Consider the following 24,490-nt stretch of genomic DNA (forward strand, 5'->3'; position numbering starts at 1 on the left):
AGCGCTCCCTGAAGCCCCGAGCCGCTCGCACCCGCGCCCCGACCACCCCGCTCCCGCCGCCCGTCCGGACCGGCCGCCGCGGCGCGGTGCTCGTCCCTGCCATCCCCACCCGTCCCGGTACGGTGCCCGTCCCTGCCGCCCCCGGCCGTCCCCGTGCGGTGCCCGCCCCTGCCGTCCCCGGTCATCGGTCCCTCCCCTATCAAGCCGCGCGGTTCGAGCCGAGGTACCGGACGAGGACCGCGGCGGCGAGCAAGCCGGTGAGTGTCTGGCCGGCAAGGGTCAACATGATCATGACGGTGGGCGGATCGGTCGGGCCGAAGTCCAGCCCCAGGTGCATGGTCAGCATCCAGCAGCCCCAGGCCGCGGCCGCGGAGCCGCCGATCCAGGTCAGGGCGAGCGGCCACCGCGCCCGGTGGCTCGCTCCCCTCGCCAGCAGCGCCGCGCCCACCCCGGCAGCCGACGCGCACACCCCGTGGACCGCCGACACCACGCCCGCCTCCGCGGAGTACTCCGCGATGCGCCCCGCGGACAGCCCGGCCGTCCCCCCGAAGGCCCAGTACAGGTACACCGCGCCGACCACGACACCGAGCGCCGCGGCGGCCCCCGCCACCACCCCCGTGGGTGAGGGGAGCCGCCGCCCCGGCGCACCCAGCCCTCGCCCACCCCAACGCTCCCGCGCATAGGGGACGAACAGCCCGGCCAGCGCGAGCCCTTGGACCGTGAAGCCGCCGTAGACCACGGTGAACACCCACGGGTCGAGGAAGGGCTCCCGCGCCGCCCTCACCGCCTCCCCCGCCCCGAACCCCAGCGCTCGGAGCAGCATCTGGCCCGGGAAACCGATGAGGATCGGGGTGAGCAGACCGGTCGCGACGAACACCGGGACCGTCAGCAGCCATCCCGGTACGCGCATGCCCCAGGGTCGGGTGAGCACCAGTACGAGCACGATCAGGCAGGCGTCCATGGCCAGGGTCGCGGTGTTCGCCACGACGACGACCGGCCCGGATTCCCGCAGCACACTGCCCTCGGGTATCCCGAGGTGACTCCCCGCCACCCAGGCGGTTTTGAGGGCCAGGTAGGGCACGGTCGCGGCCAGGGCGACGGCCCGCAGGATCCGCCGGCCGGCCCCAAGGGCGGGGACCGGTGGCCGTGTCGCGTGCGTGGGGAGAACAGCTCGTGTGGTCATGCGCCAACGATCCCGCCTCCCGCCGCCCCGCCACCTCCCCCACGAAGGTGAACCCCCTCCCCCACGTGGGGGAGACGAGCCCACCCGCCCCACCCCGACGCGGCGCCCGAGCCACCCCCGCCCCCTCACACGCGCTGCACCCCTCCCACGCGCCGAACCCTCCCACGCGCCGCCCCTCACATGCGCCGCGTCACCACCGACAGCCGGTCCCGGGCCTCGAAGAGCGCGGCCTTGATCACCTGCTCGTGACCCGCCGTCAGCCGGGCCACCGGCACCGAGCAACTCACTGCGTCCCGTGCCGGCGTGCGGTACGGCACCGCCACCCCGAAGCAGCGCAGTCCGAGCGTGTTCTCCTCGCGGTCCACCGCGTACCCCTGCTCCCGCACCAGCGCCAACTCCTCCACCAGCCGCTCCCGGTCGGTGATGGTGTGCTGCGTGACCGCCTCCAACCGCCGCGGCAGCAACCGGCGCACCTCCTCGTCGGTGTGCGTGGCCAGCAACGCCTTGCCCAGCGCCGTCGAGTGGACCGGCAGCCGCCGTCCGACCCGGGTGAAGGGCCGCAGGTAGTGCTGCGACTGGCGGGTGGCGAGGTAGACCACGCTCGTCCCGTCCATCCGGGCCAGGTGGATGGTCTCGGTGGTGTCGTCGGAGAGCCGGTCCAGGCTGGGCCTGGCCGCCGCGACGACCTCGTCCCCGTCGATGTACGAGCTGCCGACCAGCAGGGCCCGGACGCCGATCCCGTACCGGGTGCCGGTGGCGTCCGTCTCCACCCACCCCAGGCTCACCAGGGTGCGCAGCAGCATGTAGAGGCTCGACTTCGGCAGGCCGAGGTCGTTCTGGATGTCGGCGAGGCTGTGCAGGCCCGGTCGCGCCGCGAAGTGTTCCAGCAGCAGGACGGTACGGACCGCCGACTTCACCGGCGTCGCCTGGCCGGCACCGGACCCACCCGGCCCCTCCGCGCCCCCGGCGCCCCCGGTGCCCTCCGCGCCCTCCCCGCGCCCCGCTCCCGCCGTGTCCTGCGCACCCTCCGCCGCGGCAGGGTCCTCCGTCTCGGCTGTGGTCATGCGCCACGTTCCCCTCTGGTCGGCTCTGATCGCCTCTTGTCACGCGGTGGACGCGGAAATAGGCTCCGCGGCAGAAGTGATCATTCATCCACCGGAACGGCGTTCAGAATACTGAACGATCCAGGAGGTAGCGGGCGATGGCAGCGACACCAGTCTGGAGTGTGGACCCCCGCACCGGGAAGCAGCGCGAACGGGTTGCGGTGGAAGCCACACCCCGCGCGGTGGACGACGCCGTGCGCGCGGCGCACGCCGGCCTCCGCGCCCTGGCCGACGCCGCCGTCCGCGCCGCCTTCCTGCGCGGCGCCGCCGACCTGCTCGACGGCGCCGCCGCCGACGTCGTCGGGGCCGCCGACGCCGAGACCGCGCTGGGCACCGCCCGGCTCACCGGCGAGCTGGCCCGTACCACCGGTCAGCTACGGGCGTTCGCCGACGCCGTCGACGAGGGGGCGTACCTCGACGTACGCATCGACCGGGCCGATCCTTCGCTCACCCCGCCCCGCCCCGAACTGCGCCGCTACAAGGTGCCGCTGGGCGTGGTCGCCGTCTTCGCCGCCTCCAACTTCCCGCTGGCCTTCTCCGTGCCCGGCGGGGACACCGCGAGCGCCCTGGCCGCCGGGTGCCCCGTCGTCGTCAAGGCGCACCCCGACCACCCCGCCACCTCCGAACTGTGCGCCTCGCTGCTGCGCCGGGCGGCGGTGGCGGCCGGGCTGCCCGCCGACGTGGTCGGCCTGGTCCACGGTTTCGACGCCGGTCCGGAGCTCGTCCGCCACCCGCTGGTCTCCGCCGCCGGGTTCACGGGCTCCCTCCGGGGCGGCCGGGCCCTGTTCGACGCGGCCGCGGCGCGCCCCGTACCGATCCCCTTCCACGGCGAACTGGGTTCCCTCAATCCCGTCGTCGTCACCGCGGCGGCCGCCGCGGAACGGGCCGAGGAGATCGGTGCCGGGCTCGCGGGGGCCGTCACCCTGGGCGTGGGCCAGTTCTGCGTCAAACCCGGACTGGTCCTGGTGCCCGGGGGCCCGGAGGGCGACCGGCTCACCGACGCGCTCGCCGAGGCCCTCGGGCAGAGCGCGCCGGGCGTACTGCTCGACCACCGGATGCGGGAGAACTTCCTCGCCGGGGTCCGCGACCGCGCCGCCCTGCCCGGGGTCACCGCCCCGGTGACCCCGGGCCCCGACGGCGACCACGCCGTCGTGGCGGGCTTCCTCGGCGTCGACGCCCGCACGCTGCTGGCGGGCGCGGAGCACGAGCTGCTGCTGGAGGAGTGCTTCGGCCCGGTCACCGTCGTCGTCCGGTACGCCGGGCAGCGCGAGGCGGTCGACGTGCTGGGGCGCCTCGGCGGGAACCTGAGCGCCACCCTCCAGCTGTCCCGCGCCGAGGGCGAGGGCGCGCCGGGTCCGGCCGCCGAGCTGATCGAGCGGGTCACCCGGCTCGCGGGCCGGATCGTGGTGAACGGTTGGCCCACCGGGGTGGCCGTGGCCCCGGCCCAGCACCACGGCGGCCCCTACCCGGCCGCCACCTCCCACTCCACCTCGGTCGGCGGCACCGCCATCGAGCGCTGGCTGCGCCCGGTGGCCTACCAGGCGGTCCCGGACGCCCTGCTGCCCCCGGAACTGCGCGAGGCCAACCCCCTCGGCGTCCCCCGCCGCGTGACCGGGGCCTGAACCGGAACCGGCACGACGGCCCGCCGGTCGGCCGGGAGCGGCCGCCGACCGGCCGCCGACCGGCCGGAAACCGCCCGCCGACCGGCCCGCAACGGCGGCCCTCGGCCCGCCCCATCCCGGCCCCGGCCCCCGCCCCCGCCCCGGCGCCGGAAATTGCGTTGCCGCCCCGCCCGCGCCCCGGCAGGCTGCCCCCCATGCCGAAGCCACAGGGATTCACGTACGAGACGCACCGCGACGGCGCCGTCGTCATCACGCACCGGGGCCGTGACGCGGGCACCCTGCGCGGGGGTCGGGCCGCCAAGTTCCTGGCAGAGGTGGAGTCCGGTGACGCGCAGCTGGTGATGGCCCGCTGGACCGGCGCGTACAAGTTCGGCAACGAGCGCACGGCGAAGAACCACCCGCGCAACCGGCACTGAAATTGGCCCCGAGGGTAAGGGAACGGCAAAGCCCCTCCGGTCGTTCACCCGGCATGACCGCTATGACCCCTGGTTCCAACCTGCCGCTCAATACCGCCCGTGTGACGGTCGACGTGGCTGCCCCGGTGCGGCTCGACGTGTCGGGACTCCTCCTCACGGCGGACGGCAAGGTGCGTTCCGACGCCGATTTCATCTTCTACAACCAGCCCTCCGGCCCCGGTGTCACCTACCGGTCCGGCGGCGGGTCGGCGCCCGACTCCATCACGGTGGACACCGCCGCGGTGCCGCCGGGCATCGAGCGCATCGTGGTCACGGCCAGCCCCGACGCCGCCGGGCAGACCTTCCAGGGCGTCGAGCCCACCGCCACCGTGCGGGACGCGGTCGGTGGCGCGGTGATCGCCACCTTCACCCCGCCGCAGCTCGGCTCCGAGACGGCGCTCGTGGTCGTCGAGGTGTACCAGCGGGGCGGCGCGTGGAAGGTCCGCGCGGTAGGCCAGGGGTACGCCGACGGCCTCGCCGGCATCGCGACCGACTTCGGCGTCTCGGTGGAGGACGAGCCGGCCGCGGTGGCCGCTCCCGCGCCCGTCGCGCCGCCCGCTCCCCCGGCACCCCCGGCTCCCCCGACCCAGCACGCCCCCTCCCCCTGGCTCGGCGGTCCCACCACGCCCGCGGCCCCTCCCGTGCCGCAGGCCGCCCCGTCCGCCCCGCCGGTCGCCGCGCCGGGCGCCGGGAAGATCAACCTCGACAAGGGCCGGGTCAACCTCCAGAAGAACCAGACGGTGTCCCTCGTCAAGGGCGGCCGTCCGCTGTTGTCGCAGGTCAAGATGGGTCTGGGCTGGGAGCCCGCGTTCCGCGGCCGGGACATCGACCTCGACGCGTCCGTCATCGCGTACGGCCCGCAGCGCAACCACCTCGACAGCTGCTACTTCGGCAAGCTGTCCATTCTGAACGGCTCCATCAAGCACTCGGGCGACAACCTGACCGGCGAGGGCGCCGGGGACGACGAGGTCATCGTCGTGGACCTCGGCCGGCTCCCGGCCGACGCCACCGGTCTCGTCTTCACGGTCAACTCCTTCTCCGGACAGAAGTTCAGCGAGGTCGCCAAGGCCTACTGCCGGCTGATCGACGCGGCGAGCGGCGAAGAGCTGGTGCGCTTCGACCTGACCGGCGCCGAACCGCAAACCGGCGTCATGATGGCCAAGTTGATCAAGCAGTTCACCGGCGAATGGGAGATGACCGCCCTCGGAGACTTTGTGAAGTCCCGCACAGTGCGCGGCATGGTGAAGCCCGGTTCGCAGGCACTCTGAGCAGGTGGGCGGGCACATGGCGCTACGGACGGCCGTACCGGGTGATCGACCACACCCGTAATACGGAAGTCTGCGCCGGTGCCCGCCCGTAGCCTTGACCCATGCAGAAGACACTCCGGCCCGCGGGTCCCGAGCGCCCGTCCGCCGCCGAGGCGAACGAGGCGATCCGGCACCTCGTCGAGACCAGGGTGGACGGCGAGTGGCCCTCGGACGCGTACGAGTTCCTGCTGGAGGAGTGGGCCACGGCCGCCCGCGCCGAGGGAACCGCGGCCCCGTAGCCGCCCCGACCCACGTCCGGCCCGCCGTCCCCGCCCACGCTCCGTTCGCCGTCCCGACCCACCCTCATCCGCCGCGCGGGCCCCGGGCCCGCGCCGCCACGATCCTCAGCGCCCGCGCCGCCACGGTCCGGTGACGGCCAGCATGATGCCCGGGTCCTGGATGTTCGCGTACAGGGTGCGGCCGTCCGGGGAGAAGCACACCCCGGTGAACTCCGCGTACTCGGGCTCCTCGGCCGATCCGATGTTCAGCTCGTTGCGCGCCAGCGGGTAGGTCCGGCCCGATTCGGTGGCGCCGAACAGGTGCTGGAGCCCGCTGCCGTCCTCGGCGATGACCAGCCCGCCGTACGGCGAGACGGTGATGTTGTCCGGGCCGTCGTACCCGCCCTCGGCCGACGGGTCGGCGTTCACCCCGATGAGGAGGGTCAGTCGCACCGTCCGCCGCTTGGGGTCGTAGAACCACACCTGGCCGTCGTGTGCGGCGCCCGGGCTCTCCTCCCGCGCGTACGAGGAGACGAAGTAGGCGCCGCCGTCGGCCCACCACATGCCCTCCAGCTTGCGCCCCCGGGTCACGGCGCCGTCGGTGAACTGCTTGCGGACCGGTACCGTCCGGGCGTCGCGATCGGCCACCGGCACCCAGTCGACCCCGTACACCGTGCCGATCCGCGTCGCGCGTGAGAGGTCGTCCACGAAACGGCCGGAGCTGTCGAAGCACTTGGCGGCGGCGAGGACGCCGGCGTCGGCGGCGAGCGTACGCAGCCTGCCGCGCCCGTGCCGGAAGCCGCGCGGCGGAGTCCAGCGGTAGAGCAGCCCGTTGGGCCCGGAGGCGTCCTCGGTGAGGTAGGCGTGGCCTTGGCGCGGGTCGATGACCACGGCCTCGTGGTCGTACCGGCCGAAGGCCTTGACCGGGCGCGGGTCGCGGTTGGCCCGACGGTCGTGGGGGTCGACCTCGAAGACGTAGCCGTGGTCCTTCGTCATGCCGTTCTTGCCTGCGAGGTCCGAGTTCTCCTCGCAGGTGAGCCAGGTGTCCCAGGGGGTTGAACCGCCCGCGCAGTTGGTGGAGGTACCGGCGATGCCCACCCATTCGGCGACCTCGCCGCCGCGTCGGACCTCGACGACCGTGCAGCCGCCCGCGGCGGCCGGGTCGTAGACGAGGCCCTCGGTGAGCGGTACGGGATGCTTCCAGCCCGTACGGGGGCCCTTCAGCTCGTGGTTGTTGACGAGGAGGGTGACCCCTCGGTGGCCGGCGAAGGCGGCCGTGCCGTCGTGGTTCGAGGGGGTGCTCTCGCCGGAGTCGAGGCGGGTGACACCGCTGTGGGTGATCACCCGGTAGCTGAACCCGGCGGGCAGCGCGAGCAGTCCGGCCGGGTCCGGCAGGAGCGGTCCGTAGCCGGGGCCGTGCGGCCGGCCCTGCTCGTCGGGTCGCGAACCGTCACCGGCCGCCAGCGCTCCGGGGGCGGTGGCGAGCGCGCCGACCGTGCCGGTCAGGGCGACGCCCGCCCCGGCGAGGGCGGTTCGGGCGGTGAAGTCTCTACGGCTGAGGGGCATCGGGTCTCCAGGGTGGGGAGGTGGCGTGCCTGACGTACGGTCGTCGGCGCACACGCTCCCGCCCGTACGTGAACGGCCGCTGAACTACCCAGAAATGCGGCACGCGCCCTTGGAAGGGCCCGCAATGGCGGACTCCGACCCGGGAAAGGCCTGTTGTGCATCCCCGGTCGGAGTCCCCATCGGCGTCTCCCATCGGAGTCCCCGATCGCGACCGCCCGGTGTCAGGGCTGCCGCGAGCGCGCCTTGAACGCGGCCTTGCGGGCCTCCTTCGAGGCCTTCTTGTCCGGGTGCAGCCGGCCCATGGCCTCCAGGACGTACGCCGTCGCGGGGTGCTCCACCCGCCAGACCTGGTCGAAGAAGCCCGTGTGGTGTTCCGTCAACGACTGCATGAGCAGCGGCAGTTCCTCGGTCTCGCCGTCCGCCGCCAGTTGCGCCGCGATCGTGTCGACCGTCAGCCAGAACACCATGGCCCCGTCCGGCGCCGGTACGTCGGCCACCCCGCGCTCCGCCAGCCAGACCCGGGCGAGTCCGCCGAGCTCCGGGTCGTCGAGCACGGCCCGGACCGCCTCCTCGGCCTCCGGTCCGGCGGCGGGGGCGAGGGCCTGCTGGCAGCGCAGCCGGCGCAGCGGGCCGCCCTCGTCCACCCCGCGGGCCGCGGCGAGCAGTTCGGTGACCGCCGCGGCCGACTCGCGCCCGGCCAGCCACTGCTCGATCTCGGCCTGGGCGGCGCTCTCCGGGTAGAAGGAGACCGCCTCGAGCAGGGTGTCCGCGCCCTTGTCGGCGAGGTCCCCGATCGCGGGGGCCTCCACTCCGGCCTCCAGCATGCGGGCGCGCACGCCGTACAGGCCGAGCGGCGTCAGCCGGACCATCCCGTACCGGGACACGTCCTCGTCATCGTCGTCCCAGCTCCCGGTGTCCGCGCCCGGCGCCTGCGCCCCGTCGCCGTCGGCCCCGGGGAAGTCCTCCGCCTCCACCATGAGGGCCTCGTCGACCGGCTGGAACTCGACCAGCCCGATCGGTTCCAGCTGCCGGAACTGGTCGTCGAGGCGCATCATCGCATCCGACACCTGCTCCAGCACGGCGTCGCTGGGCTCGCCCATGTCGTCGGGCACGATCATCGACGCGGCGAGCACCGGCAGCGGCACCGGCGCCTCGCCCGCGCCGCCCTCGGCGACGCTGAGCAGGTACAGGTTGGCGAGGACGCCGTCGAGGAAGTCGGCCTCGCGCTGCGGGTTCCAGTCCAGCCGGTCGAAGTCGATCTCGCCGCCCGCGTCCATGGCGTCGACGAGATCGTCCAGGTCGGGCACGGCCGCGTCCGCGAGGACGGTGTCCAGGGCCGCAAGCCACAGGTCGAGCACGTCGCCGGGGGCCCCGCCGGTCAACAGCGCGAGGTCCTCGCCCGGGGCGGCGGCGCCGTACTCGGGCTCCCCGCCCTCGGCGCCGGCGCCGTCACCGTTGTCCTCCTCGGGCTCGGTCACGTCGACCAGCCCGGTGTCCACGGCCACTCGCCAGGCCTGACTCGCGTGGACGGGTCCGTCCTCGTCGGCGGCGGCGAGGCCGAGCACGGCCGCGGCCTCGGGCAGTTGGTCGGCGACGAGTTCACCGCCGACGTCGACGCGGGTGTCGGGCCCGGCCCAGCGGGCCAGCCGGACGGCGCGGGCGAACAGCGGGGCGACGAGGGCGTCGCGGGCCAGCTCCGCATCGGAGTGCAGCCGTACCGGCGGCAGCGTGGGGTGCGGCTCTGCGGACATGGGGTGGTTCTCCTCGGACACGACGGGACGGTGGGGCGGTGACGCGGTGGGGCGGGTGACGCGGTGGGGCGGGTGACTCGACCGGACGACGGGACGGTGACGCGCTGACGCGGCGCGACGGTGGGGCGGGTGACTCGACGGGGCGGCGGCCCGACGGGACGCCCTCGCGCGGGCGAGCCCCCCGCGGGGACCCCGGCCCCAAAAGCCGGTGCCGGGTCGTCAGGTCTCGTACGGCGACCCAGCGTAGACGCAATCCGGGCAGCTCCGGGGGGCCATCGCCTTTGGTTCATCCCACAGTCAGCTGCCGTATCCCCTGGAGGCCTTGACAACGTCGATGGTCACCCAGGAAATTGACGCGCGTAGATGTATCGGGACCCTCAGGGTTCACCCTCCACCTCCTCCACACACCGGAGTTCCCGCCCATGCGCTCCTCGCATCCCCGTTCCGCCGCCGTCGCGGCCCTCGTCGCCACCGCGCTGGCCACCGGCCTGCTCGTCGGTACCGCCGACGCGGCCGAAGGCGCCGTGTCCGCCGATCCGATACGCATTCACGACATCCAGGGCACGACCCGGATATCCCCGCTCAACGGCAAGGCCGTCGCCGACGTCGAGGGCATCGTCACGGGCGTGCGCACGTACGGTTCGCGCGGCTTCTGGATCCAGTCCGCCGACGCCGACGACGACGCCGCGACCAGCGAGGGCGTCTTCGTCTTCACCAGTTCGGTCCCGACCGTCGCGGTCGGCGACGCGGTCAAGGTCTCGGGCACGGTCGGCGAGTACGTCCCCGGTGGCGTCAACTCCGGCAACCAGTCGGCCACCCAGATCTCGAAGCCGACGGTCACCGTGGTCTCCTCGGGCAACGCGCTGCCCCAAGCCACCGCCATCAACGAGTACACGGTCCCCGCCGAGTACGCCCCGGCCGGCGACACCGCCGCCGGTGGCAGCATCAACGGCCTGGCCCTGGAGCCCTCGCGCTACGCGCTCGACTTCTACGAGTCGCTGGAGGGCATGAACGTCAAGATCGGCACCTCCCGCGTCGTCGGCGCCACCGACCCGTACTCCGAGCTGTGGGTCACGGTGAAGGGCTGGGAGAACGCCGCCAAGCGCGGCGGGACGGTCTACGGCTCGTACGAGTCCCAGAACACCGGCCGCCTCCAGATCCAGCAGCTCGCGCCCGTCGCGCAGCAGCCCTTCCCGGTCGCCAACGTCGGCGACAAGTTGACCGGCACCACCGAGGGCCCCCTGGACTTCAACCAGTTCGGCGGCTACACGCTGGTGGCCCGCACCCTGGGCACCGTGAAGGCGGGCACCCTCGCCCCCGAGAAGACCAAGGCGCAGGCGGCGAACGAGCTCGCGGTGGCCACGTACAACGTGGAGAACCTCGACCCGAGCGACCCGCAGGAGAAGTTCGACGCGCTGGCCAAGGCGGTCGTGGAGAACCTGGCCTCCCCGGACATCCTGGCCCTGGAGGAGATCCAGGACGACAACGGCGCCAAGAACGACGGCGTCGTCTCGGCCGAGCAGACGCTGACTAAGTTCACGGCGGCGATCGCGGCGGCCGGCGGCCCGGCCTACCAGTGGCGGACCGTCGACCCGGAGAACAACAAGGACGGCGGCGAGCCCGGCGGCAACATCCGCCAGGTGTTCCTCTTCAACCCGGCGCGGGTCTCCTTCACCGAGCGCGCCCCGGGCGACGCGGTGACGGCGACCGGCGTGACCTCGGTGAACGGCAAGGCCGCGCTGACCCGCTCCCCCGGTCGCGTCGACCCGGCGAACCCGGCGTGGGCCGACAGCCGCAAGCCGCTCGCGGGCGAGTTCTCCTTCAAGGGCAAGCCGGTCATCGTGATCGCCAACCACTTCGGCTCGAAGGGCGGCGACGAGGGCCTGACCTCGCACCACCAGCCGCCGGTGCGCTCCTCGGAGGCCAAGCGACTGCTCCAGGCCCAGGCGGTGAACAGTTTCGTCAAGGACGTCCTGGCGGTCCAGAAGAACGCCAACGTGCTCGTCCTCGGTGACATCAACGACTTCGAGTTCTCGGCCACGACCGAGGCGCTCGCCGACGGCGGCGCGCTGTACCCGGCGATCAAGTCGCTGCCGAAGGCGGAACGGTACTCCTACGTGTACCAGGGCAACGCGCAGGTGCTGGACCAGATCCTGACCAGCCCGGCGATCAAGACCTTCACGTACGACAGCGTCCACATCAACGCGGAGTTCGCGGCGCAGAACAGCGACCACGACCCGCAGGTGCTGCGCTTCCGCCCGTAACACCCGCGGACCGCGGGGGCCCGGGCGCCGTCCCGCCCGGGCCCCCCGCCCCGTTTCCGGCCGCGGCCGGGGCCGTCGGGTCGGGGCGGTTGCGCGGGCACGACCGGACAAGTAGGGACTTTCGACCCTGGCGTGACGCTCGCCACATCTCTCCCGAATGGGCCGGTTGTGGTGGTTGAGTATCCGCACGCCCGATCTTTGACCCGTGTTCGTACCGGCTCGTCCCGCTCGCACCCCGCGGAGGACCGCGTGTTCCCCTCCATCTCGCCCGCCCAGGAAATCGGCCTCGCGGTGCTGTTCGTGGCCGCGCTGGTCTGGATCGTCGGCCTCGGCCACATGCTGTGGGACAGCCGTTTCCACCACCCCGAGCCGGCCGCGTACGAGGGCCTGCCGATCATCCCGGCCCAACGCGGCCCCCAGGGGCACCCGATGGAGTCGGTGGAGTTGACGGAGGCCGAGCAGCAGGCCTTCGCGGGCCTGATCCGCACGATCGCGCCGCGCTGACACCGAAGCGCCGGAGCACCGCGAAAGCACCGGGCCACGCGCGACGGCGCCCCCCACCCGTCGGGTGGGGGGCGCCGTTCGTACCGGCCCGCGCGGGTCAGTTGTGGCTGTGCAGGACCTCGTTGAGGCCGCCCCAGGCCGCCTTGTACGGGCGGGCCTCGACGGCGCCGGTGACCGAGTTGCGGCGGAAGAGGATGTTGTCGGCGCCGGAGAGCTCCAGGGCCTTGACGATCTGGCCGTCCGGCAGGGTGACGCGGGTGCCCGCGGTCACGTACAGGCCCGCCTCGACGACGCACTCGTCGCCCAGCGCGATGCCGATGCCCGCCTCGGCGCCGACCAGGGTGCGCTCGCCGATCGAGATGATCTGCTTGCCGCCGCCCGAGAGGGTGCCCATCGTGGACGCGCCGCCGCCGATGTCGGAGCCGTCGCCGACGACGACGCCCGCGGAGATGCGGCCCTCGACCATGGACGTGCCGAGGGTGCCGGCGTTGAAGTTGACGAAGCCCTCGTGCATGACGGTGGTGCCCTCGGCGAGGTGCGCGCCGAGGCGGACCCGGTCCGCGTCGGCGATGCGCACGCCCTTGGGGGCGACGTAGTCGGTCATCCGGGGGAACTTGTCGATCGAGGTGACCTGGAGGTGCAGGCCCTCGGCGCGGGCGTTCAGGCGGACGGTCTCGACCTGGTCGACGGCGACCGGGCCCAGCGAGGTCCAGGCGACGTTGGTCAGCAGGCCGAAGACGCCGTCCAGGTTCTGGCCGTGCGGCTTGACCAGGCGGTGGCTCAGCAGGTGCAGGCGCAGGTACGCGTCGTGCGCGTCGAGCGGCTTGTCGTCCAGGGAGGCGATGACGGTGCGGACGGCTACGACCTCGACGCCGCGGACGGCGTCCGAGCGGATGGCCTTGGCCGCGGCGGCGCCGAGGAGTTCCACGGCCTGCTCGGCGGTGAGGCGCTCGGTTCCGGCCGGGCCCGGCTCGGCGGACAGCTCGGGGGCGGGGAACCAGGTGTCGAGGACGGTGCCGTCGGCGGTGAGGGTGGCAAGTCCGGCGGCGACGGCGCCGGTGGTACGCGTAGCAGTCATGCCCGAAACCTAACCGGCGACGGCCCGCGGTCGCGAACCGGTCTCATGTGACGGTCGCGCGGCGCGTCGGGCCTGTCGCAGCGAGAGGGCGATGACGGCCGCGCCCGCCCCGGCAGCCAGCGCCGCGCACAGCGGCCACAACAGCCCCGGGGCAGCCGTGTAGAGCGCTCCGCCCGCGACGGGCCCGATGACGACCCCGCTGACCGAGACCCCCGCGCACAGGCTCTGGAACCGGCCGATGACGTGGTCGGGGGCCTGGTCGGCGACGTAGGCGGTGGCGGTGGTCTTGTAGAGGATCTCGCCGAAACTCAGCAGCACCATCATCGTGACGGCGCTCACCGGCCCGGCGCCCCCGATCAGTGCCGCGTACCCGGCCCCGACGAGGACGAGGCCGGTTCCGATGACCGCGAGCGGCGGCCGGTGGCGCAGGGCCACGGCGGCGGGCAGTTCCAAGAGCAGGACGACGGCCCCGTTCAGGGCGATGACCAGGCCGAACGCGCGGACGTCGAGGCCGTGGTCGGCGAGGAAGACGGGGAAGGTGAAGTACTGCTGCCGGTAGACCACGTCCACCACCAGGATCGCCGCGAGCAACGCCGGCACGGCGGGGCGGGCCCGTAGCTCCGCGAGGACGCCGCGGCCCGGCCCCCCGTCCGGGACCGCGGCGCCCTCGCGGGCGGCGCCCCGGGCGGGTACGGCCCGGGCGGTCCACAGCGCGAAGAAGAGGGTGCCGAGGCCGTCGCCGACGAAGAGCCACTCGTACGAGAGGCCGCTCGCGACCAGGGCGCCCAGGGGCGGCCCGAGGGTGAAGCCACCATTGGCCGCGCACCGTACGACGGCGAACGCCTGTCGGCGGTTCCCGTCGGGGACGGTGACGGCCACCAGGCCGCGTTGGCCGCGCGGACCACACCGGAGGCGTACTGCGCCAGCGGCAGGGCCGCGTACAGCAACGGGGTGGTGAGCAGCGGGAAGGCCATCAGGGTCAGGCCGCCGAGGGTGGAGGCGGCGAGCAGGACGCGGCGGTGGCCGAAGCGGTCGCCGTACCAGCCGCCGGTGAAGTTGCCGGCGACCAGGCCGATGCCCCCGACGCCGGTGACGACGCCCGCTTCGGCGGCGCCGAGGCCGCGCGGGCCGGTCAGGTAGAGGAAGACGAAGACGAACGTGAAGCTGACGACGGCGTTGACGAACACACCCGCGGCCAGCAGCCACACGACCCTCGGTACGTCCTTGAACCCCTTCAGCACACCGCACCCCCGTCCTTCAACCCCCGGTAAGTTCCCTTTGGGAACGGACTATGACAGCATGACAGCCTGGGGTCAACGGACGAAGGAGTATCCATGGCCCAGCGCACGCACCTCGGCGAGGCGGACTGTTCCATCGCGCAGGCCCTCGACGTCGTGGGCGACTGGTGGACGCTGCTGATCGTGCGCGACACCGCGCGCGGCCTGCACCGCTTCGACGAGCTCCAGCGCGAACTCGGCATGTCCCGCAAGGTGCTCACCGAGCGGCTGAAGATGCTGGTCGAGGCCGGGGTGCTGACGCGCGAGCCGTACCAGGAACGCCCGGTGCGGCACGAGTACCGGCTGACCCCGCGCGGGCGGGGGCTGCTGCCCGTCCTGGTGGCCCTCCAGGACTGGGGTGACACCTGGGTCCTGGGAGAGGGAGAGATGACGGCCACTGCGGGGGAATCCTCGAAGGAAGCGGTACGGGTCCACGCGCTGCGCGGCACCCGGTTGCCCGAATTGCTGCTGCCGGACCGGTTCGGCGAGCTCCGCGACCCGGTCGCGGACACGCCCTTCACCGTCCTGTACTGCTTCCCGGGCGCGTACGCCCGGGCGGAGTCCTACCCGCCCGGCTGGGCGGGGATCCCCGGGGCGCCGGGCTGCACCCTGGAGTCGTGCACGTTCCGCGACCAGCTCGCGGAGTTCACCGCGGCCGGCGCCACCGTGCACGGGGTCTCGACCCAACGCCCCGACGAGCAGAAGGAGTTCGCGGAGAAGGAGCAGCTGCGCTTCCCGCTCCTGTCGGACGCGGGGCTCGATCTGGTGACGGCGCTGCGGCTGCCGACGTTCCGCGCGGCGGGGATGACCCGGATCAAGCGGCTGACGCTGGTGGTGGACCGGGACCGGACGGTGCGCGAGGTGTTCTACCCGGTCCGGGACATCGAGGCGAGCGTGGCGGCGGCCCTGACCGCGGTCCGCGGAGCGGCCTGAGCCTTCGGGCCGGGGACCTCAGGCCCCGCCCAGCACCCGGGAGAGGACCTCGCGGGCGTACGTCTCGTCGTACGGGACGTCGGTCAGCAGGACCTGGAGGCAGATCCCGTCGAACACCGCCACCAGTGCCCGCGCGGTCACCGGATCGGTGTGTTCCGCCAGGGTGGCCGCGAACGCCTCGCACCACTGCGCCGCGATCGGCCGCAGCACGGGCCGGCGCAGGGCGGCGAGGTAGAGCTCGTACTCCAGCTCCGCCCGCCCCCGGTCGGCCGTGAGCAGCTCGCCGAGCAGGCGGGCGAGCGCGCCCGCGAGGTCCCCGTCCCGTACGTCGGGCACCAGGACGAACCCGGCGTTCGCCTGCCGCAGGGCGGCGACCAACAGGTCGTCCAGGGTCTTGAAGTGATAGGTCGTCGAGCCAAGCGGTACGTCCGCCTCGGCCGCCGCGCTGCGGTGGCTCAGCCCGGCGATGCCCCGGTCCGCCACGACGCGGATCGCGGCGTCGATGATGCGCTGCCGGCGGTCCGGGTCGTAGCGGCGCGTTGCGGTGGGCATCAGTGCGCCGCCCCGCCGAGGTTCAGCAGGACGACGCCGCCGATGATCAGCCCGATCCCGGCGATCTTCGCAGCGGTGGCCGCCTCCCCCATGAACACCATGCCGATCGCGGCGATGGCCGCGGTGCCGACACCGGCCCAGATCGCGTACGCGGTACCCACCGACATGGACTTCAGTGTCTGGGCGAGCAGGGTGAACGCGATGAGGTAGCCCAGCACCGTGCCCAGGGAGGGCCACAGCCGGGTGAAGCCGTCGCTGTACTTCATGGCGGTGGTGCCGGCCACCTCGGCGGCGATCGCCGCCGCAAGCAGTACGTAGGGCATGCGTACAAGAGTACACATCGATGCGTACGGCCGTACACATGGGCACTCGCGCCCGAGCGCGAGGTGGACCCCGGTCAGCGCAGGGTGAACCAGGCGGACCGGGACTTCTTCCACTCCGGGTGGTCCAGGTCCTTGGCCTCGGTCCCGTCCCCGTACAGGTCGGCGGCGCCGCTGTCGGTGATCAGCTGGACGCGGGCGCCGCGCCACCGCAGGTCGGGAACGTTCACCACGGCCTCCCAGCCGCCCGGGTCGCCGGTCGGCAGGTCGGCGCGCTTCTTCGGGGCGTGGCCCGCGATCCCGTCCCACTGGTAGAGGGCGTACGGGTCGGAGTTGTCGTCGGCCGCCCAGGAACCGGCCAGGATCAGGTACTGGTCGGCGGCGTTCTTGCGGATGTCGCGCACCGCGAGCCCGCCCAGGTCCATCTCGATCGGCCGGCCGAACACGGCCTCGGCGCCCTCCGCCACGACCTTGTCGATGTTGGTGACGGGCACGACCAGTGCCTTGCCGCCGGGTACCGCCGGGGCCAGCGGCGCCCGGAAGCCAAGGTAGGCGGTGGTCTTGGAGCCCGGGGCGAACTCCAGCCCCTCGACGTTGAACCCGTCGATCTGCTTGGGCACCTCACCGGCGGCCGTCCCGGCGGCGAAGCCGTAGCGGTTGCCGTTCGCCGCGTCCCAGGCGACCAGGTCCTCGCGCAGGCCCTTGTGGGCGGCGCGGAAGGTGATCTCGGTCGCCGCGCCGGAACCCGTGATCCGGGTGGTGAACACCGTGTTCCGTTCGGCCTTGTACTTGCCGTCCTTGTTGTTGCCGAGCGAGCCCGTCCAGTAGACGGTGTCGCCGACCCGGGCGGCGCCCTCGATGTCGGCCTCCTTCTTCCAGCCCAGGGCCGGGCCGAGGTCCCAGCTCTTCACGGGCCCGCCCGAGCGGGCGCGGTCGTACAGCCGCAGCACGTTGGACTCGTCGTCGGCGACCAGGACGTGCCCGCCGCCCACGTCCACCGCCGCCGAGGCGTCCGAGGAGCCGGTGAGGTAGCGGGTGCCGGCCGCGTCCGCGGTCCGCGCCGAGGCGGCGTAGGAGAGGGTCGCGGTGGCGGTCTTCCCGCCGCGCCCGGTGACCTCCAGGGTCAGGTCGGTGTAGCCCTGGCCGCGGGCGCTCACAGTGAGCCGGCGCTCGCCGTTCCGCTCGCGCACCTGCCGTACGTCGCCGACGCGCGCGACGGCCGGGTTGCTGGAGGAGACGACCCGCAGCCGCAGGAAGCCGGCCGAGATGCCCTGCTGCTCCACGTCCACCGTGACGGCCGGGTCGCCGAAGGCGCCCACCGCGCCGCTCAGGTGCGTCGCGGACAGCGCGATCGTCGGGGCGGCCCAATCCCGCGCGGGCCCGCTCGCGGCGTGCGCGGACGCGGGCGCGGTGAGCCCGGCGAGGAGCAGGGCCGCGGCGCCGGCGGCTCCGGCGGTACCCCGGCGGCGTCCCGGTGCAAGGCGAAGGGTCACAGGTGTTCCTCTCGTGTGCGGCGTCACCGAGTGACGGCCGTCGAGAAGGTTCGGCGACTGCGGCGAACTCCCGGTGCACGGTGCCCGTCCGCCCGGAGAACGCTGCCCCGGAGAACGTCGCCCCGCCTCCGGGCCCCCCGCCCGGAGAACAGGAGGGGCCCCCGGCACGACCGTGCCGGGGGCCCCTCCGGTGTCCGTCGCTCAGACGTTGAAGCCGAGCGCGCGCAGCTGCTCACGGCCGTCGTCCGTGATCTTGTCCGGGCCCCACGGGGGCATCCAGACCCAGTTGATGCGGAGCTCGTTGACGATGCCCTCCGTCGCCGACTTCGCCTGGTCCTCGATGACGTCGGTCAGCGGACAGGCCGCCGAGGTCAACGTCATGTCGAGGGTCGCGATGTTCGCGTCGTCGACGTGGATGCCGTAGATCAGGCCCAGGTTGACGACGTCGATGCCCAGCTCGGGGTCGACCACGTCGTAGAGGGCCTCACGGACCTCTTCCTCGCTGGCCGGCTTGATCGACGCCTCGGGCGTCGCGTTCTCGGTCATGCCGTCTTCCTCTCCGCGTCGCCCAGTGCCTGGGCGGTCGCGTCCTTCCACGCCATCCAGCTCAGCAGAGCACACTTCACGCGCGCCGGATACTTGGAGACGCCGACGAACGCGACCGCGTCCTCCAGCACCTCCTCCATGGCCTCGTCGGGCTCGATCTGGCCCTTGGACTGCATCAGCTCCAGGAACACGGCCTGGATCTTCTGCGCGTCCGCCAGCTCCTTGCCGACGAGCAGCTCGTTCAGTACGGAGGCGCTCGCCTGGCTGATGGAACAGCCCTGGCCCTCGTAGGAGACGTCGGTGAGCGTCTGCCCGTCGTACTTCACGCGCAGCGTGATCTCGTCCCCACACGTCGGATTGACGTGGTGCACCTCGGCGTCGCCGTCGCGCAGGCCACGCCCGTGCGGGTGCTTGTAGTGGTCCAGGATCAGTTCCTGGTACATCGAATCCAGCTTCACAGCGTCCTCGTCAGCCTCTTGTCGTCCGACTCGTCGTCATCCGAAGAAGTTCCGTACGTGCTCCAGCCCGTCGATCAGCGCGTCGACCTCGGCGGGAGAGGAGTACAGGTAGAAAGACGCCCGCGTCGTCGCGGGAATTCCGTACCGCAGGCAGACCGGACGCGCGCAGTGGTGTCCCACGCGGACGGCGATGCCCTGCTCGTCGAGCACCTGGCCGACGTCGTGCGGGTGGATGTCCCCGAGCGTGAAGGAGATCGCGGCGCCGCGGTCCTCGGCCGTGGTGGGGCCGATGATCCGCAGGTCGGGCACCTCCAGGAGGCGCTTGACCGCGTACTCCGTGATCGCGTGCTCGTGCGCGGCGATCTTGTCCATGCCGATCGCGGTCAGGTAGTCCACGGCCGCACCGAGGCCGACGGCCTGGGCGATCGGGGGCGTACCCGCCTCGAACTTGTGGGGCGCCGGGGCGTACGTCGACGAGTGCATCGACACGGTCTCGATCATCTCGCCGCCACCGAGGAACGGGGGCAGGTCCTCCAGCAGCTCCTGGCGGCCCCACAGGACGCCGATGCCGGTCGGGCCGCACATCTTGTGGCCGGTGAAGGCGACGAAGTCGGCGCCGAGGGCCTGCACGTCCAGCGGCATGTGCGGAGCGGCCTGCGAGGCGTCGATCAGCACCAGCGCGCCGACCTCCTGCGCGCGCCGGACGATCGCGTCGACCGGGTTGACCGTGCCCATGATGTTGGAGACCAGCGTGAAGGAGACGATCTTCGTCTTCTCCGTGATGACCTCTTCGATGTTGGACAGGTCGAGCCGGCCGTCGTCGGTGAGGCCGAACCACTTCAGCTTCGCGCCGGTGCGCTGCGAGAGCAGCTGCCACGGGACGATGTTGGAGTGGTGCTCCATCTCCGTGATGGCGATCTCGGTGTCCTGGTCGACCCGGTAGGGCTCGTCGGCCCAGCCGAGCATGTTCGCGACGAGGTTGAGCGACTCCGAGGCGTTCTTGGTGAAGATCACCTCGTTGCGGCTCGGTGCGTTGATGAAGGCGGCGACCTTGTCGCGAGCGCCCTCGTACAGCGCCGTGGCCTCCTCGGCGAGCACGTGCACGCCGCGGTGGACGTTGGCGTTGTGCTGCTCGTAGTACTCGTTCAGCGCGTCGAGCACCTGGCGCGGCTTCTGCGAAGTCGCCGCGTTGTCCAGGTAAACGATCTTCTTCCCGTCGTGGACCACACGATCCAGAAGGGGGAAGTCCTTGCGGATCGCCTCGATGTCGAGGAGGCCAGGCAGCTGTGTCACGCGGTCGCGCCACCCTTCGTGCTGTACGACTCGTAGCCTTCGGCCTCCAGCTTGTCGGCGAGCTCGGCGCCGCCGGACTCGACGATGCGGCCCTCGGAGAAGACGTGGACGAAGTCGGGCTTGATGTAGCGGAGGATCCGCGTGTAGTGCGTGATCAGCAGGGTGCCGACCTCGCCCGTGTCGCGGACGCGGTTGACGCCCTCGGAGACCTGGCGCAGGGCGTCGACGTCGAGGCCGGAGTCGGTCTCGTCGAGGATCGCGATCTTCGGCTTCAGGAGCTCCAGCTGGAGGATCTCGTGGCGCTTCTTCTCGCCGCCGGAGAAGCCCTCGTTGACGTTGCGCTCGGCGAAGGCCGGGTCCATCTGGAGCTGCTCCATCGCGGACTTGACCTCCTTCACCCAGGTACGCAGCTTCGGCGCCTCGCCGCGGATGGCGGTGGCCGAGGTGCGCAGGAAGTTGGAGACCGAGACGCCGGGGATCTCGACCGGGTACTGCATGGCGAGGAAGACGCCGGCGCGGGCGCGCTCGTCGACGGACATCTCCAGGACGTCTTCGCCGTCGAGGGTCACGGTGCCACTGGTGATCGTGTACTTCGGGTGGCCCGCGAGCGCGTACGCGAGGGTGGACTTGCCGGAGCCGTTCGGACCCATGATGGCGTGCGTCTCACCCTGCTTGATGGTGAGGTTGACGCCCTTGAGGATCTCGCGGGCGGCGTTCTCGGCCTCGACGGAGACGTGCAGGTCGTGGATTTCAAGCGTTGCCATGGATACCTCAGGACTCCTGGGTGAGGGAGGCGCGTACGTCGACAAGGACGTTGCCCCCTTCGATCTTTACGGGGTATACGGGTACGGGGCGCGTCGCGGGCAGACCGGACGGCTTTCCGGTGCGCAGGTCGAAGGCCGACCCGTGCAACCAGCACTCGATCATGCAGTCCTCGACCTCGCCCTCCGAGAGCGAGACGTTCGCGTGCGAGCAGATGTCGTTGATCGCGAACACCTCGCCCCCGGTGGAGACGATGGACACCGGCGTGCCGTCGAGCTCGACCCGCTTGGGGGCGTCCTCTTCCAGCTCGCTCAGCGCACAGGCCTTGACGTAGGTCATCAGACGGACGCCTGCAGCTCGGTTTCGATCTTCGCGAGCAGGCGCTCCTCGATGTCGGGGACACCGATCTGCTGGACGAGCTCGCCGAAGAAGCCGCGCACGACCAGGCGGCGGGCCGTGTCGGCCGGGATGCCGCGGGACTGGAGGTAGAAGAGCTGCTCGTCGTCGAAGCGGCCGGTCGCGGAGGCGTGGCCGGCGCCGACGATCTCGCCGGTCTCGATCTCCAGGTTCGGCACCGAGTCGACCCGCGCGCCGTCCGTCAGGACGAGGTTGCGGTTCATCTCGTAGGTGTCGGTGCCCTCGGCGGTCTTCTCGATGAGCACGTCACCGATCCAGACCGCGTGGGCGTCCTGACCCTGGAGCGCGCCCTTGTAGACGACGTTCGACTTGCAGTGCGGGGCCTTGTGGTCGACCAGGAGGCGGTGCTCCTGGTGCTGACCGGCGTCCGTGAAGTACAGGCCGAAGAGCTCGGCCTCGCCGCCGGGGCCCGCGTAGTTCACGCGGGGGTGCAGGCGGACGAGGTCGCCGCCGAAGGTGACCACGATCGACTTGAACGTCGCGTCGCGGCCGATCAGCGCGTTGTGCTGGGAGACGTGGACGGCGGTGTCGTCCCAGTCCTGCACCGATACGACGGTCAGCTTCGCGCCGTCGCCGACGAGGAAGTCGACGTTGGCGGCGCGCACGCCGTCACCGGTGTGGTCGATGACGATGACGGCCTCGGCGAAGGCCTGGACGTCGAACACGGTGTGGCCGAAGGTGGTGCCGCCCTCGCCGTGCAGCGAAACGCGCACGGGCTCGGTGAGCACCAGCTCCTTGGGCACGGTGACGACCGTGGCCTTGGCGAAGGACGAGAACGCCTGGGCGGCGACCCGGTCCACGGGGGCGCCGGCCTTGCCGATGCGGGCGTCGCCGCGCTCGACGGATTCGATCGTGACGCCCTCGGGCGCGTCGATCTGTGCCTTCATGGTGCCGTTGGCGACCGCGGTGCCGTCGTGCAGGCCCTTGAGACGGGCGAGCGGGGTGAACCGCCACTCCTCCTCGCGGCCGTGCGGAACCGGGAAGTCGGCCACGTCGAAGGACGGGGGCGCGCTCATCCGGGTGGCGACGGTGGACTCGGCGGCCACCGCGATCGCGCCGGCGGTGGTGGAACCGGCCGGAATGTTCTGAGCCTCAGCCATGGCTGTCTTCGTGCTCTCTTTCCTACGTCAAAGAATGTCTGCGGGCGGTCGGGCGGTCGGGACTAACCGACCGACCCCTCCATCTGCAGCTCGATCAGCCGGTTCAGCTCCAGGGCGTACTCCATCGGCAGCTCGCGCGCGATCGGCTCGACGAAGCCGCGCACGATCATGGCCATGGCCTCGAACTCGGTCAGACCGCGGCTCATCAGGTAGAAGAGCTGGTCGTCGGAGACCTTGGAGACGGTCGCCTCGTGGCCCATCGACACGTCGTCCTCGCGGACGTCCACGTACGGGTACGTGTCCGAGCGGGAGATGGTGTCGACCAGCAGCGCGTCGCAGAGCACGTTCGACTTGGAGCCGTGGGCGCCCTCGCCGATCTCCACCAGGCCTCGGTAGGAGGTACGGCCACCGCCGCGCGCCACCGACTTGGAGACGATGTTGGAGGAGGTGTACGGCGCCATGTGGACCATCTTGGAGCCGGCGTCCTGGTGCTGGCCCTCGCCCGCGAAGGCGATGGACAGGGTCTCGCCCTTGGCGTGCTCGCCCATCAGGTAGACCGCCGGGTACTTCATGGTGACCTTGGAACCGATGTTGCCGTCGACCCACTCCATGGTCGCGCCCTCGTACGCCACGGCGCGCTTGGTGACCAGGTTGTAGACGTTGTTCGACCAGTTCTGGATCGTCGTGTAGCGGCAGCGGCCGCCCTTCTTCACGATGATCTCGACCACGGCGCTGTGCAGCGAGTCCGAGGAGTAGATTGGGGCGGTGCAGCCCTCGACGTAGTGGACGTAGGCGTCCTCGTCGACGATGATCAGCGTCCGCTCGAACTGGCCCATGTTCTCCGTGTTGATACGGAAGTAGGCCTGGAGCGGAATGTCGACCTTCACGCCCTTGGGGACGTAGATGAAGGAGCCGCCGGACCACACCGCGGTGTTCAGCGACGCGAACTTGTTGTCGCCGACCGGGATGACCGTGCCGAAGTACTCCTGGAAGAGCTCCGGGTGCTCCTTGAGCGCGGTGTCCGTGTCGAGGAAGATGACGCCCTGCTCCTCCAGGTCCTCGCGGATCTGGTGGTAGACGACCTCGGACTCGTACTGGGCCGCGACACCCGCGACGAGGCGCTGCTTCTCGGCCTCGGGGATGCCGAGCTTGTCGTACGTGTTCTTGATGTCCTCGGGCAGGTCCTCCCAGGAAGCGGCCTGCTTCTCGGTGGAACGCACGAAGTACTTGATGTTGTCGAAGTCGATGCCCGAGAGGTCGGAACCCCAGTTGGGCATGGGCTTCTTGCCGAACAGCTTGAGGCCCTTGAGGCGGAGGTTCAGCATCCACTCCGGCTCGGACTTCTTCGCCGAGATGTCTCGGACGACGTCCTCGGACAGGCCCCGCTTGGCAGCGGCGCCGGCCGCGTCGGAGTCGGCCCAGCCGTATTCGTAGGTGCCCAGGCCATCGAGCTCAGGGTGAGCAGTCTCCGTGGTCATGCGGGGTTCCTCCCGGCCGTACTTGAAGATACTGATGTGTCGGTCTGTGTGGCGCTTCGCGGAATGAACGTCGTGCACACCCCGTCGCCGTGGGCGATCGTGGCGAGGCGCTGCACATGCGTCCCGAGCAGGCGGGAGAAGACCTCGGTCTCCGCCTCGCAAAGCTGCGGGAACTGCTCGGCGACGTGTGCGACCGGGCAGTGGTGCTGACAGAGCTGTTCACCGCTGTGCGGACCGGGAGCGCTCTTCGCCGTAGCAGCGTACCCGTCCCCGGTCAACGCCTTGGCGAGGGCCTCGGCGCGGTCCGCGGGGGCGGCCGCCTCGACGGCTTCCCGGTAGGGCTCCGCCTGCGCCTCCATCCGCGCCCTGGCGAAGGCGGCGACGGCCGCCTCCCCCTGCTCCCCGCCGCCGGCGGCCCGCGCGATCCAGCGCAGGGCGTCCGCGGCGAGCGCGTCGTAGGACTGGTCGAAGGCGTCGCGGCCGCAGTCGGTGAGCGCGAAGACCTTGGCGGGTCGACCCCGGGTGCGCGCACCGTACACACGCTGCTCACGGGGTTCGACCACCTCGTCGGCGACGAGCGCGTCGAGGTGGCGTCGCACGGCGGCCTGGGTGAGGCCCAGACGCTGCGCGAGGTCGGCGACGGTGGACGGACCGTGGTCCAGGATGGAGCGCGCGACCCGGTTGCGGGTTGACCGCTCCCCGGTCACGAGTTCCCCCTGGGGGGTCTCGATCATCCGTTCGCCGTATTTCACAACGCCATTGTTGCGTAATTAACCGAGCGACGACAAGCCGTGATGGACGCCACTCCTG

23 protein-coding genes and 1 pseudogene are annotated in these 24,490 nt (G+C 71.9%); 7 read left to right on the forward strand and 17 right to left on the reverse strand.

All coding sequences use genetic code 11. The features are described 5' to 3' along the window. Positions 1-199 precede the first annotated feature (199 nt). Positions 200-1,183: a hypothetical protein gene (locus AB0D46_RS17140; protein ID WP_362878133.1), complete on the reverse strand. Its 984-nt coding sequence runs from the start codon at positions 1,181-1,183 to the stop codon at positions 200-202. Between the two features lie 176 nt (positions 1,184-1,359). Further along, positions 1,360-2,247: an IclR family transcriptional regulator gene (locus AB0D46_RS17145; RefSeq protein ID WP_362878135.1), complete on the reverse strand. Its 888-nt coding sequence runs from the start codon at positions 2,245-2,247 to the stop codon at positions 1,360-1,362. 137 nt (positions 2,248-2,384) lie between these two features. Between AB0D46_RS17145 and AB0D46_RS17150 the strand changes: the two genes are divergently transcribed. The 4 genes from AB0D46_RS17150 (at position 2,385) to AB0D46_RS17165 (ending at position 5,909) form a co-directional block, all read left to right on the forward strand. Next, positions 2,385-3,908 (forward strand): aldehyde dehydrogenase (NADP(+)), encoded by a 1,524-nt coding sequence (locus AB0D46_RS17150; protein WP_362878136.1) that lies wholly within the window; start codon positions 2,385-2,387, stop codon positions 3,906-3,908. A 194-nt stretch (positions 3,909-4,102) separates the two neighbouring features. Continuing rightward, a complete protein-coding gene (locus AB0D46_RS17155) occupies positions 4,103-4,324 on the forward strand; it encodes a hypothetical protein (RefSeq protein ID WP_362878138.1) in 222 nt (73 codons plus the stop codon). 62 nt (positions 4,325-4,386) lie between these two features. Next, positions 4,387-5,631 (forward strand): TerD family protein, encoded by a 1,245-nt coding sequence (locus AB0D46_RS17160; RefSeq protein WP_362878140.1) that lies wholly within the window; start codon positions 4,387-4,389, stop codon positions 5,629-5,631. Positions 5,632-5,732: 101 nt separating this feature from the next. After that, positions 5,733-5,909, forward strand: coding sequence for a hypothetical protein (locus AB0D46_RS17165; protein WP_362878141.1), 177 nt, complete (start codon positions 5,733-5,735; stop codon positions 5,907-5,909). Between the two features lie 105 nt (positions 5,910-6,014). Here the strand turns inward: AB0D46_RS17165 and AB0D46_RS17170 are convergent, their stop codons facing one another. Beyond that, a complete protein-coding gene (locus tag AB0D46_RS17170; RefSeq protein ID WP_362878143.1) occupies positions 6,015-7,454 on the reverse strand; it encodes an alkaline phosphatase PhoX in 1,440 nt (479 codons plus the stop codon). Positions 7,455-7,675: 221 nt separating this feature from the next. Next, positions 7,676-9,205, reverse strand: coding sequence for a hypothetical protein (locus AB0D46_RS17175; protein WP_362878145.1), 1,530 nt, complete (start codon positions 9,203-9,205; stop codon positions 7,676-7,678). A gap of 422 nt (positions 9,206-9,627) precedes the next feature. Here AB0D46_RS17175 and AB0D46_RS17180 point away from each other — a divergent pair, with 422 nt between their 5' ends. Both AB0D46_RS17180 and AB0D46_RS17185 read left to right on the forward strand, forming a co-directional pair. Next, a complete protein-coding gene (locus AB0D46_RS17180) occupies positions 9,628-11,469 on the forward strand; it encodes an endonuclease/exonuclease/phosphatase family protein (RefSeq protein ID WP_362878147.1) in 1,842 nt (613 codons plus the stop codon). A gap of 249 nt (positions 11,470-11,718) precedes the next feature. After that, the gene (locus tag AB0D46_RS17185) at positions 11,719-11,973 is read left to right on the forward strand and encodes a hypothetical protein (RefSeq protein ID WP_362878149.1); all 255 of its coding nucleotides are present in this window, start codon (positions 11,719-11,721) and stop codon (positions 11,971-11,973) included. 97 nt (positions 11,974-12,070) lie between these two features. Here AB0D46_RS17185 and dapD read toward each other — a convergent pair whose 3' ends face one another. Then, positions 12,071-13,051 (reverse strand): 2,3,4,5-tetrahydropyridine-2,6-dicarboxylate N-succinyltransferase, encoded by a 981-nt coding sequence (gene dapD / locus AB0D46_RS17190; RefSeq protein WP_362878151.1) that lies wholly within the window; start codon positions 13,049-13,051, stop codon positions 12,071-12,073. A gap of 9 nt (positions 13,052-13,060) precedes the next feature. Continuing rightward, positions 13,061-14,289: pseudogene (locus AB0D46_RS17195) on the reverse strand (MFS transporter). A gap of 96 nt (positions 14,290-14,385) precedes the next feature. Between AB0D46_RS17195 and AB0D46_RS17200 the strand changes: the two are divergent. Continuing rightward, positions 14,386-15,261, forward strand: coding sequence for a winged helix-turn-helix transcriptional regulator (locus AB0D46_RS17200; RefSeq protein ID WP_362878153.1), 876 nt, complete (start codon positions 14,386-14,388; stop codon positions 15,259-15,261). Positions 15,262-15,279: 18 nt separating this feature from the next. On the opposite strand, the gene AB0D46_RS17205 is transcribed toward AB0D46_RS17200, so the two are convergent. The 11 genes from AB0D46_RS17205 to AB0D46_RS17255 form a co-directional block, all read right to left on the reverse strand. Beyond that, entirely contained in the window at positions 15,280-15,813 is a 534-nt protein-coding gene (locus AB0D46_RS17205) for a TetR family transcriptional regulator (RefSeq protein WP_362878154.1), read from the reverse strand. Further along, positions 15,813-16,136 carry a multidrug efflux SMR transporter gene (locus AB0D46_RS17210; protein ID WP_362878156.1) on the reverse strand — a complete coding sequence of 108 codons (324 nt, stop codon included), beginning with the start codon at positions 16,134-16,136 and terminating at the stop codon, positions 15,813-15,815. The genes AB0D46_RS17205 and AB0D46_RS17210 overlap by 1 nt, the downstream gene beginning before the upstream one ends. Before the next feature lie 74 nt (positions 16,137-16,210). Continuing rightward, the gene (locus AB0D46_RS17215; RefSeq protein ID WP_362878202.1) at positions 16,211-17,485 is read right to left on the reverse strand and encodes a DUF3616 domain-containing protein; all 1,275 of its coding nucleotides are present in this window, start codon (positions 17,483-17,485) and stop codon (positions 16,211-16,213) included. A 342-nt stretch (positions 17,486-17,827) separates the two neighbouring features. After that, the gene (locus AB0D46_RS17220) at positions 17,828-18,172 is read right to left on the reverse strand and encodes a metal-sulfur cluster assembly factor (RefSeq protein ID WP_053681645.1); all 345 of its coding nucleotides are present in this window, start codon (positions 18,170-18,172) and stop codon (positions 17,828-17,830) included. Beyond that, a complete protein-coding gene (gene sufU, locus AB0D46_RS17225) occupies positions 18,169-18,630 on the reverse strand; it encodes a Fe-S cluster assembly sulfur transfer protein SufU (protein ID WP_362878157.1) in 462 nt (153 codons plus the stop codon). The genes AB0D46_RS17220 and sufU overlap by 4 nt, the downstream gene beginning before the upstream one ends. 36 nt (positions 18,631-18,666) lie before the next feature. Next, entirely contained in the window at positions 18,667-19,923 is a 1,257-nt protein-coding gene (locus AB0D46_RS17230; RefSeq protein ID WP_362878159.1) for a cysteine desulfurase, read from the reverse strand. Further along, on the reverse strand, positions 19,920-20,687 hold the full coding sequence (gene sufC, locus AB0D46_RS17235; RefSeq protein ID WP_362878160.1) for a Fe-S cluster assembly ATPase SufC: 768 nt from the start codon (positions 20,685-20,687) through the stop codon (positions 19,920-19,922). The genes AB0D46_RS17230 and sufC overlap by 4 nt, the downstream gene beginning before the upstream one ends. Positions 20,688-20,694: 7 nt before the next feature. After that, positions 20,695-21,024 (reverse strand): bifunctional 3-phenylpropionate/cinnamic acid dioxygenase ferredoxin subunit, encoded by a 330-nt coding sequence (locus tag AB0D46_RS17240; RefSeq protein ID WP_362878162.1) that lies wholly within the window; start codon positions 21,022-21,024, stop codon positions 20,695-20,697. Beyond that, positions 21,024-22,202 carry a Fe-S cluster assembly protein SufD gene (sufD, locus tag AB0D46_RS17245; protein WP_362878164.1) on the reverse strand — a complete coding sequence of 393 codons (1,179 nt, stop codon included), beginning with the start codon at positions 22,200-22,202 and terminating at the stop codon, positions 21,024-21,026. Before sufD ends, AB0D46_RS17240 begins: the two co-directional genes overlap by 1 nt. 62 nt (positions 22,203-22,264) lie before the next feature. Next, complete coding sequence (gene sufB / locus AB0D46_RS17250) at positions 22,265-23,680, reverse strand: Fe-S cluster assembly protein SufB (protein WP_362878166.1); 1,416 nt, start codon at positions 23,678-23,680, stop codon at positions 22,265-22,267. Then, positions 23,677-24,414 carry an ArsR family transcriptional regulator gene (locus tag AB0D46_RS17255; RefSeq protein WP_362878168.1) on the reverse strand — a complete coding sequence of 246 codons (738 nt, stop codon included), beginning with the start codon at positions 24,412-24,414 and terminating at the stop codon, positions 23,677-23,679. Before AB0D46_RS17255 ends, sufB begins: the two co-directional genes overlap by 4 nt. Positions 24,415-24,490 lie beyond the last annotated feature (76 nt).

The organism is Streptomyces sp. NPDC048383 (assembly GCF_040651775.1).
GTDB lineage: Bacteria > Actinomycetota > Actinomycetes > Streptomycetales > Streptomycetaceae > Streptomyces.

Excerpts from the sequence above, each read along its gene's own strand:
- AB0D46_RS17140 (WP_362878133.1), bottom strand. The coding sequence starts at position 1,183 with ATGACCACACGAGCTGTTCTCCCCACGCACGCGACACGGCCACCGGTC.
- AB0D46_RS17145 (WP_362878135.1), bottom strand. The coding sequence starts at position 2,247 with ATGACCACAGCCGAGACGGAGGACCCTGCCGCGGCGGAGGGTGCGCAG.
- AB0D46_RS17150 (WP_362878136.1), top strand. The coding sequence starts at position 2,385 with ATGGCAGCGACACCAGTCTGGAGTGTGGACCCCCGCACCGGGAAGCAG.
- AB0D46_RS17155 (WP_362878138.1), top strand. The coding sequence starts at position 4,103 with ATGCCGAAGCCACAGGGATTCACGTACGAGACGCACCGCGACGGCGCC.
- AB0D46_RS17160 (WP_362878140.1), top strand. The coding sequence starts at position 4,387 with ATGACCCCTGGTTCCAACCTGCCGCTCAATACCGCCCGTGTGACGGTC.
- AB0D46_RS17165 (WP_362878141.1), top strand. The coding sequence starts at position 5,733 with ATGCAGAAGACACTCCGGCCCGCGGGTCCCGAGCGCCCGTCCGCCGCC.
- AB0D46_RS17170 (WP_362878143.1), bottom strand. The coding sequence starts at position 7,454 with ATGCCCCTCAGCCGTAGAGACTTCACCGCCCGAACCGCCCTCGCCGGG.
- AB0D46_RS17175 (WP_362878145.1), bottom strand. The coding sequence starts at position 9,205 with ATGTCCGCAGAGCCGCACCCCACGCTGCCGCCGGTACGGCTGCACTCC.
- AB0D46_RS17180 (WP_362878147.1), top strand. The coding sequence starts at position 9,628 with ATGCGCTCCTCGCATCCCCGTTCCGCCGCCGTCGCGGCCCTCGTCGCC.
- dapD (WP_362878151.1), bottom strand. The coding sequence starts at position 13,051 with ATGACTGCTACGCGTACCACCGGCGCCGTCGCCGCCGGACTTGCCACC.
- AB0D46_RS17200 (WP_362878153.1), top strand. The coding sequence starts at position 14,386 with ATGGCCCAGCGCACGCACCTCGGCGAGGCGGACTGTTCCATCGCGCAG.
- AB0D46_RS17205 (WP_362878154.1), bottom strand. The coding sequence starts at position 15,813 with ATGCCCACCGCAACGCGCCGCTACGACCCGGACCGCCGGCAGCGCATC.
- AB0D46_RS17210 (WP_362878156.1), bottom strand. The coding sequence starts at position 16,136 with ATGCCCTACGTACTGCTTGCGGCGGCGATCGCCGCCGAGGTGGCCGGC.
- AB0D46_RS17220 (WP_053681645.1), bottom strand. The coding sequence starts at position 18,172 with ATGACCGAGAACGCGACGCCCGAGGCGTCGATCAAGCCGGCCAGCGAG.
- sufC (WP_362878160.1), bottom strand. The coding sequence starts at position 20,687 with ATGGCAACGCTTGAAATCCACGACCTGCACGTCTCCGTCGAGGCCGAG.
- AB0D46_RS17240 (WP_362878162.1), bottom strand. The coding sequence starts at position 21,024 with ATGACCTACGTCAAGGCCTGTGCGCTGAGCGAGCTGGAAGAGGACGCC.
- sufD (WP_362878164.1), bottom strand. The coding sequence starts at position 22,202 with ATGGCTGAGGCTCAGAACATTCCGGCCGGTTCCACCACCGCCGGCGCG.
- sufB (WP_362878166.1), bottom strand. The coding sequence starts at position 23,680 with ATGACCACGGAGACTGCTCACCCTGAGCTCGATGGCCTGGGCACCTAC.
- AB0D46_RS17255 (WP_362878168.1), bottom strand. The coding sequence starts at position 24,414 with ATGATCGAGACCCCCCAGGGGGAACTCGTGACCGGGGAGCGGTCAACC.